Origin of the sequence: Blautia sp. HCP3S3_H10_2 (genome assembly GCF_052122375.1) — a bacterium.
In the GTDB taxonomy this organism is placed as follows: Bacteria; Bacillota; Clostridia; order Lachnospirales; family Lachnospiraceae; genus Blautia_A.
This window is the reverse complement of the sequence record NZ_JBQKCL010000023.1, coordinates 23,633-29,863: the sequence shown is the minus strand read 5'-3', so window position 1 is coordinate 29,863 and position 6,231 is coordinate 23,633. Positions and strand designations below refer to the sequence as shown.

Below are 6,231 nucleotides of genomic sequence, written 5' to 3'. Positions count from 1 at the left end.
CCGGAGCAGTGCCGCTTGAAAAGAAGCCGAAAAAAATGCCTCAAACAATGATGTATGCATTATAGCAGGAAAATTGCCTTTTTGCACTACGCCATGTTTTGAGGCACTTACAAAAAAATGATTAAAAAATATTAGAAAAAAACGATCTGCAAAGCTGATTTGTTCAGCAACTTGTGATATACTGGAGCCACGGGAAACCGTGGCTCCAACTTTCTATGTTTTAGAGCGTTTCACGGTATCAGATGTTTGATCTAATTTATTATAATTCTGAACAAGGAGAACCGATTTTGCCAAAATTAATTATCAACAAGCTTGGTCCTGTTGAGTATTGTGAGCTGGATTGCACACAGTTTATGACGTTTACAGGATCTCAGGCTTCCGGAAAGAGTACGATTGCAAAAGCAATCTATTATTTTAGAACAATCAAGGATGACATAACAGAGCTTGCAAAAAGCCAGGCTTTATCAGCTACTCCTGCGAGTGGTTCGAAAAATCTGTTTGCTGCTGATGCGAACATATCTTTAAAAAAAGCCCTGGAAAACTATCTGCGTGAAAAATTTTTACGAACCTTTGGATCTTCCTGGAGTATGCCAAATTCCATGTATATGGAATATCGTTTTACAGAAACCTGTTCTGTAAAAATTTCTTTAAAAGAAGGAAACGCGTATTCTACACCGAATTATATCTGGATTACACTCAGCTATGATCTGTGCCATTTTTTTAAAAGGAATAATCATACGCTGTCGGTTACACCGCTTGGAATCGCCGAGGACGATTTACGGCGTTTTCAGACAGAACTCTATCAGATTTTTGATGACTCCTCTTCTGTTGTATATATTCCAGCTGGACGCAGCATGATTACGCTGCTTTCACAGCAGTTGAATTATATTTATGCAACCATGGACGACATGCAAAAACGTTCTCTTGATATCTGCACAAAAGATTATCTGGAGAGAATTCTAAAATTAAAGCCGGAATTTGCAGATGGAATTCAGGGGTTAACTTTTTTAAAAACAGGACATTCCGGTCTGTCGCCAGCGCTGATATCGCAGGCGCAGAATCTTTCTCAGAAAATTCTGCGTGGCACATACCGCTACAGCAACGGAGAAGAACAGATTGTGCTGGATGATGGAAAATATGTAAAAATCAATTTTTCCTCTTCTGGTCAGCAGGAATGTGTCTGGATTCTGAACCTTTTATTTTACTATTTCATTCAGCAAAAAGACATTTTGTTTATTATTGAAGAGCCGGAATCTCATTTATTCCCGGAATCTCAAAAATATATCACTGAATTGATCGCACTGGTAAACAATTATAAAAACTCTATCGTGTTAACGACGCATAGTCCCTATGTACTTGGAACCTTAAACAATTTATTGTATGCAAAAACACTGCCGTCCAGCCTGACCCGCGAGGCCAGCAAAATCATTCCGGAATCTTTATGGCTGGATTACCATACTTTCAATTCCTGGTTTGTGAAAGATGGAATGGTTGAAAATTGTATGGATTCTGAGATCCACATGATCCAAAATGAACGAATCGATGAGATATCACAGGTTATCAACAATGAATTTGACAGTCTGCTGGAACTGCAGAATACAGAAAGTGTGGTGGATGAATGCCATTAAAGGGATTTGCCTCTTTATGTGAAAGAAACGCCAGAGAAATTGTATCACGCGATAAGAAAAATTCACAATATCATAAAGCGATTAATTCTTCTGGTTCCGAAGTAACGCACTACCAGATTGATGGTGTTGTAATAAAAAATGGAAACCGATGTGATTTTCTTCTTATAAACGAAACTTCTAAAAATGCCTATCTGATTGAATTAAAAGGTTCCGATTTAACCAAAGCCGCCCGGCAGCTGGAAGCTACAGCAAATGCGCTGCATGCAGAACTCGCCCAATACCAGCTCCAATACCGCATCATCGCAAACAAATGTAAAACGCAGGAAATACAATCCAGCGCCTATCGCAAATATATGATACGCTGGAAATCACGGCTGGTACAGAAAACGGGGGTTATGGAAGAAAAGATTTAGCTACCATCCATGCATGAACCACCCATTTTACGAGTATACTACTGGAAAAGAGGAACGGAAATGAAGATAATGTCAAAAATTTATGATCAGAGAATCAACAGCTGGAATGTATATGTTGAGAGCTCCTTTGGAGAATATCTGCAGTTTGCCAAGAAAATTATCCATAATAATGATCTCCAGCGAAAAAGAGTGAAAACTTCTAAGACAATTTATTCTCTTCTGAAAAGCGATTTGCAGCAGGGCTGTATCATGCCGCCTCTTGTTCTGGCACTTACGGAAATCGGCGTGCTGGATCCGCAGAATCCGGATGAAGAAAAACTGCTGGCTTATATTAATGAAAACAGTGAAAATGTATTAATATTGGACGGTTTGCAAAGAACCTATACCCTGATTGACGCAGACGATGAAATGAAGCTGAAAGAGCAAAAGGAATATGAAAAATTTCTGAACAACAAGCTGCGGCTGGAAATTTATGTGGAGATTAATAAATTCGGCATCTTGTACAGAATGCTTACTTTAAACACAGGCCAGACACCGATGTCAGCCCGACATCAGCTGGAAATGCTCTACAGCAATATGCTTGACACGGAAATTGATGGAGTCCGGCTGATTACCGATAAGGAAGGAAAAGCGGATCCGGATGAAAATGAATTCATTTTCAAAAATGCAATCGAAGGATTTAATTCTTACATGAACCGAAATGAACTGCCATTGGACAGACAGGATATCCTCGATAATGTGAAAGTATTGGAACATATGGCAGACGAAAATATTGCAGAGGATCTGTTCAAGGAGTTTCTGGAAACTTACATTAAGATTTTTACAACGTTACGAAAAATCACAGAAAATCATGTCGTTACAGAAGAAGATTTGCAGGAATATCAGATCAGCGAATCGCCTTTTGGCAAGAAAGTAAGCAAGATCTTTTCCAGTTCGCAGGCACTCACAGGTTTTGGCGCTGCAGCAGGCAAAATGAAGGATCTGGGCATCATCAGATCGCTTGCCGATTTTGCCGACATGCTGGAAAAGCTGGAAGAAAACAACGATGGTTATGCCTGGATGATGGAGCTGCTTGCAAAGTTGGACTCTATCAAAAGTTCCTCTAAAAAGATTGGCAATGCGCAAAGAATGTTTTTTCAGTATTTTTTCAGAGAGTTGTTTAACACAGAAAGTGATTCTTACCTGAATTTGGAAGATGCCGTTCAGAATGGATATAATAAATACTATAGTCAGGTGATCTGATATGTTTTTAAAGTTTAAAGATTCCGAAGAAGAAATCTGCACCATGCAATATAACGCGGAAGATCATGTGTTTTTTCTGCAGAATAAAGAAAATAAAACAATCTGCACGTGTGCTTCGAAACTGGATCTGGATTCCACATACGACCCGTCACACTATGAATATTTATTTTTACACAACGAACGGGAGGAATACTCCGAAAACAGTATTTTTCAAGTATGCGTAAGCAGGCAGCGAATCGGCTGGATTTTTCCACTCCAGGCGCTGCTGTCCACAGAGCATGATTATGCGGAAAATCCGTTTTTTCTTCGGTATGCCTATGTAGCGTTTTACCTGTTATTAAACAATATCCAAAGTAAGAATGAGAAAGAAATCTCTTCTGAAATATTTCTGGAAGACTTTTATGATGACTCATTGACAGTTCTTGTTCTGGATCACGATAATATCGCGAAGCTGGACGAGCCATTCCATATCAAGGATTATACCGTCAGCCTGTATCAGCAGGGGTATTCCTGGTCCGGCAAAGGAAATCTGGATTCGCAGATCGAAAAGCCGGATAAAAAGATCCATTTGAAGCCCCTCGCGAAAGAACTGCAGGGAACGACCTACATTGACACACTGTTTGAGAAGGAAATTCCAAAGACGCAGGAAGCATTTGCGAGATTTCACACGTATTATCAGATCATCGAAATTCTGATCTCCGTGGTGTTTGAGGACAAGTTTAAAAAGTTCGTGAATCAGCTGAATACCAATACAGCGTCCTTATTTGACCAACGGGATGAACTTGGAAATATGGTTCTTGAAAAACAGCGGGTGAAATGGCTTTTCTCGGAATACGTTTCGCTTCCACAGCAGGATAAAAATATTCTCAACGAATGCTGCAGGAAGCTGCTTCAGGAAAATCAGAAGAAAACAGGGGCAGAAATGGCAGAAAATCTGTATTCTGTAAGATGCCTGCTTGTACATAGTATGTATATGTTAAACGAGGATTCCCATGCGTTGCTGGATGAGGTGAATAAAGCGTTTCTGGACGTGATTATGGATATGCTGCTGACGTTTCGGACGTAATGTAAAATCATCCGGCAAGGCGGAACTTGAAACGAGAATCACATCTATTCCGATGCAATTCTCGTTTCAAGTTCGTTGATAAAAAATTGCAGGAAACGAAACCAGCAGATAGGAAAAACGTAGAAATTAATGTTAGAACACAAAGTGAAATTTATCACATAAATGAAGCTGTGTTTACTGAATTAGAAAAAGAAGTTAAAGATATTTTTTCCAATGAAGAATCACAGGAAAAATTTAAAGAAAAGCTATTTAGATATTACAACAATGAGTGTATTAATCTGAGAGAACTGCTTGAATTATTGGGAAAAATGAAATTACATGATTAAAGAATTTCTGATATGGTGGAGAGTCTGGAAGAATCGGACATACAGAATGTGAACAAGCTTCGATTGGAAGAGCGTTATGAAAGACATAAGGGCATAGCTCGTAAATATATTACAAATCTTCAGATTTATTCAGATGAAAAAATTGAAGAGTTTGTTAAAATGGGTGTCTTTGCATCAAAAGAGACTGCGTATCGTGATTTGTTTGATATACCTCTGCCAGAGGATACGGATCAAAAACTTCTTACAAAGCTTAGACGCGACATAGTTGGCAAATGATTAAAATAATAAAAAGGGGATTTTACAGAATGAAAAACTACCGTGCAGAATTAACTGGTGTTTTTGGTGATCCGGTGGATGACAATCCTACTGGCGTAGTGGAAGAAGCGGCGTTTGCTGCGAAAAAACTGAATTACAGATACCTGACGGTTAAGGTTCGGCCAGAAGACCTTCAGAAAGCCATGGATAGTGTAAGAATTTTTGGAATGAAGGGAATTAATCTTACCATGCCGCATAAGATCAAGGTAATTCCATATCTGGACGAGCTAAGTCCTGCGGCAGAGATTATTGGCGCGGTGAATACCGTGATTCAAAAGGATGGAAAATTATACGGTGAAAACACAGACGGCAAAGGTTTTGTGATCGCTTTGAAAAATTCCGGCGAGACTTTGGAGGGAAAAACGGTTACGATTCTGGGCGCTGGCGGTGCAGCCCGGGCGATTGCAGTGGAGTGTGCATTAAATGGCGCAGCCCATATCAATATTGTCAATCGAAGCAGCGAAAAAGGTATGGAGCTGGCTGTATTGATCCGGGAGAAGACAGGCAGCAGTGCGAAATACCTTAACTGGACAGGAAATCTGACAATTCCTGCGGATACAGATATTTTGATCAATGCTACTTCAATCGGATTTTCACCAAATGTAAATGACAGACCGGATATAGATTATTCTTCTTTGACAGGAAAAATGTGTGTATGCGATGTTATTTTTAATCCTGCCCAGACTCTTTTTCTGAAAGCAGCAGCCGAAAATGGTGCCAAAACAGTGACCGGGCTGGGTATGCTGGTACAGCAGGCTGCATTGAATTTTACCCTTTGGACAGGAGAAGAGGCACCGGTGGATGTGATGGAAGAAGCATTAAAGAGGGAGTTATAAGAAAATGAATTTATCCAAAATACATCATATTGCTATTATTGTGTCAGATTATGAGATTTCCAAAGATTTTTATGTAAATAAGCTGGGATTCTCCGTTATTCGTGAGAATTATCGCCCAGAGCGTAAGGATTGGAAATTGGATCTTCGTGTAAATGAATACACAGAGCTTGAAATCTTTGCAGAGCCAACCCCGCCGAGGCGTGTGAACCGGCCAGAGGCCTGTGGTCTGCGCCATCTTGATTTTGGAGTGGAGAGCGTGGAGCAAACAGTACAGGAACTGGCAGCAGTAGGAATTTTGTGTGAACCGATCCGGACAGATGATTACACTGGGAAAAAGATGACATTCTTCCAGGATCCGGACGGGTTACCACTGGAACTGCATGAATAAAGAAACGTGTGAATAAG

General features: G+C 40.0%; 8 protein-coding genes. All 8 read left to right on the top strand.

Annotated features, from left to right (window positions below; translation table 11 throughout):
* The first annotated feature begins 287 nt into the window (after window positions 1-287).
* From ACTQWB_RS17820 to gloA2, 8 genes are read left to right on the top strand one after another with little or no spacing between them, the layout of a single operon-like run.
* On the top strand, window positions 288-1,628 hold the full coding sequence (locus ACTQWB_RS17820) for an AAA family ATPase (protein WP_441502782.1): 1,341 nt from the start codon (window positions 288-290) through the stop codon (window positions 1,626-1,628).
* Window positions 1,619-2,041: a hypothetical protein gene (locus ACTQWB_RS17815; RefSeq protein ID WP_441502783.1), complete on the top strand. Its 423-nt coding sequence runs from the start codon at window positions 1,619-1,621 to the stop codon at window positions 2,039-2,041. Before ACTQWB_RS17820 ends, ACTQWB_RS17815 begins: the two co-directional genes overlap by 10 nt.
* A gap of 60 nt (window positions 2,042-2,101) precedes the next feature.
* Entirely contained in the window at window positions 2,102-3,283 is a 1,182-nt protein-coding gene (locus tag ACTQWB_RS17810) for a hypothetical protein (protein ID WP_441502784.1), read from the top strand.
* Between the two features lies 1 nt (window position 3,284).
* Window positions 3,285-4,349 (top strand): hypothetical protein, encoded by a 1,065-nt coding sequence (locus ACTQWB_RS17805; protein WP_441502785.1) that lies wholly within the window; start codon window positions 3,285-3,287, stop codon window positions 4,347-4,349.
* Between the two features lie 26 nt (window positions 4,350-4,375).
* Complete coding sequence (locus tag ACTQWB_RS17800; protein ID WP_441502786.1) at window positions 4,376-4,675, top strand: hypothetical protein; 300 nt, start codon at window positions 4,376-4,378, stop codon at window positions 4,673-4,675.
* Window positions 4,676-4,687: 12 nt separating this feature from the next.
* Window positions 4,688-4,951, top strand: a complete 264-nt coding sequence (locus tag ACTQWB_RS17795) for a hypothetical protein (protein ID WP_441502787.1) — start codon at window positions 4,688-4,690, stop codon at window positions 4,949-4,951.
* Window positions 4,952-4,980: 29 nt separating this feature from the next.
* Window positions 4,981-5,826, top strand: coding sequence for a shikimate dehydrogenase (gene aroE / locus ACTQWB_RS17790; protein WP_441502788.1), 846 nt, complete (start codon window positions 4,981-4,983; stop codon window positions 5,824-5,826).
* A 4-nt stretch (window positions 5,827-5,830) separates the two neighbouring features.
* Window positions 5,831-6,214, top strand: a complete 384-nt coding sequence (gloA2, locus tag ACTQWB_RS17785) for an SMU1112c/YaeR family gloxylase I-like metalloprotein (RefSeq protein ID WP_441502789.1) — start codon at window positions 5,831-5,833, stop codon at window positions 6,212-6,214.
* The last annotated feature ends 17 nt before the right edge of the window (window positions 6,215-6,231 follow it).

Excerpts from the sequence above, each read along its gene's own strand:
- ACTQWB_RS17815 (WP_441502783.1), top strand. The coding sequence starts at position 1,619 with ATGCCATTAAAGGGATTTGCCTCTTTATGTGAAAGAAACGCCAGAGAA.
- ACTQWB_RS17810 (WP_441502784.1), top strand. The coding sequence starts at position 2,102 with ATGAAGATAATGTCAAAAATTTATGATCAGAGAATCAACAGCTGGAAT.
- ACTQWB_RS17805 (WP_441502785.1), top strand. The coding sequence starts at position 3,285 with ATGTTTTTAAAGTTTAAAGATTCCGAAGAAGAAATCTGCACCATGCAA.
- ACTQWB_RS17795 (WP_441502787.1), top strand. The coding sequence starts at position 4,688 with ATGGTGGAGAGTCTGGAAGAATCGGACATACAGAATGTGAACAAGCTT.
- aroE (WP_441502788.1), top strand. The coding sequence starts at position 4,981 with ATGAAAAACTACCGTGCAGAATTAACTGGTGTTTTTGGTGATCCGGTG.
- gloA2 (WP_441502789.1), top strand. The coding sequence starts at position 5,831 with ATGAATTTATCCAAAATACATCATATTGCTATTATTGTGTCAGATTAT.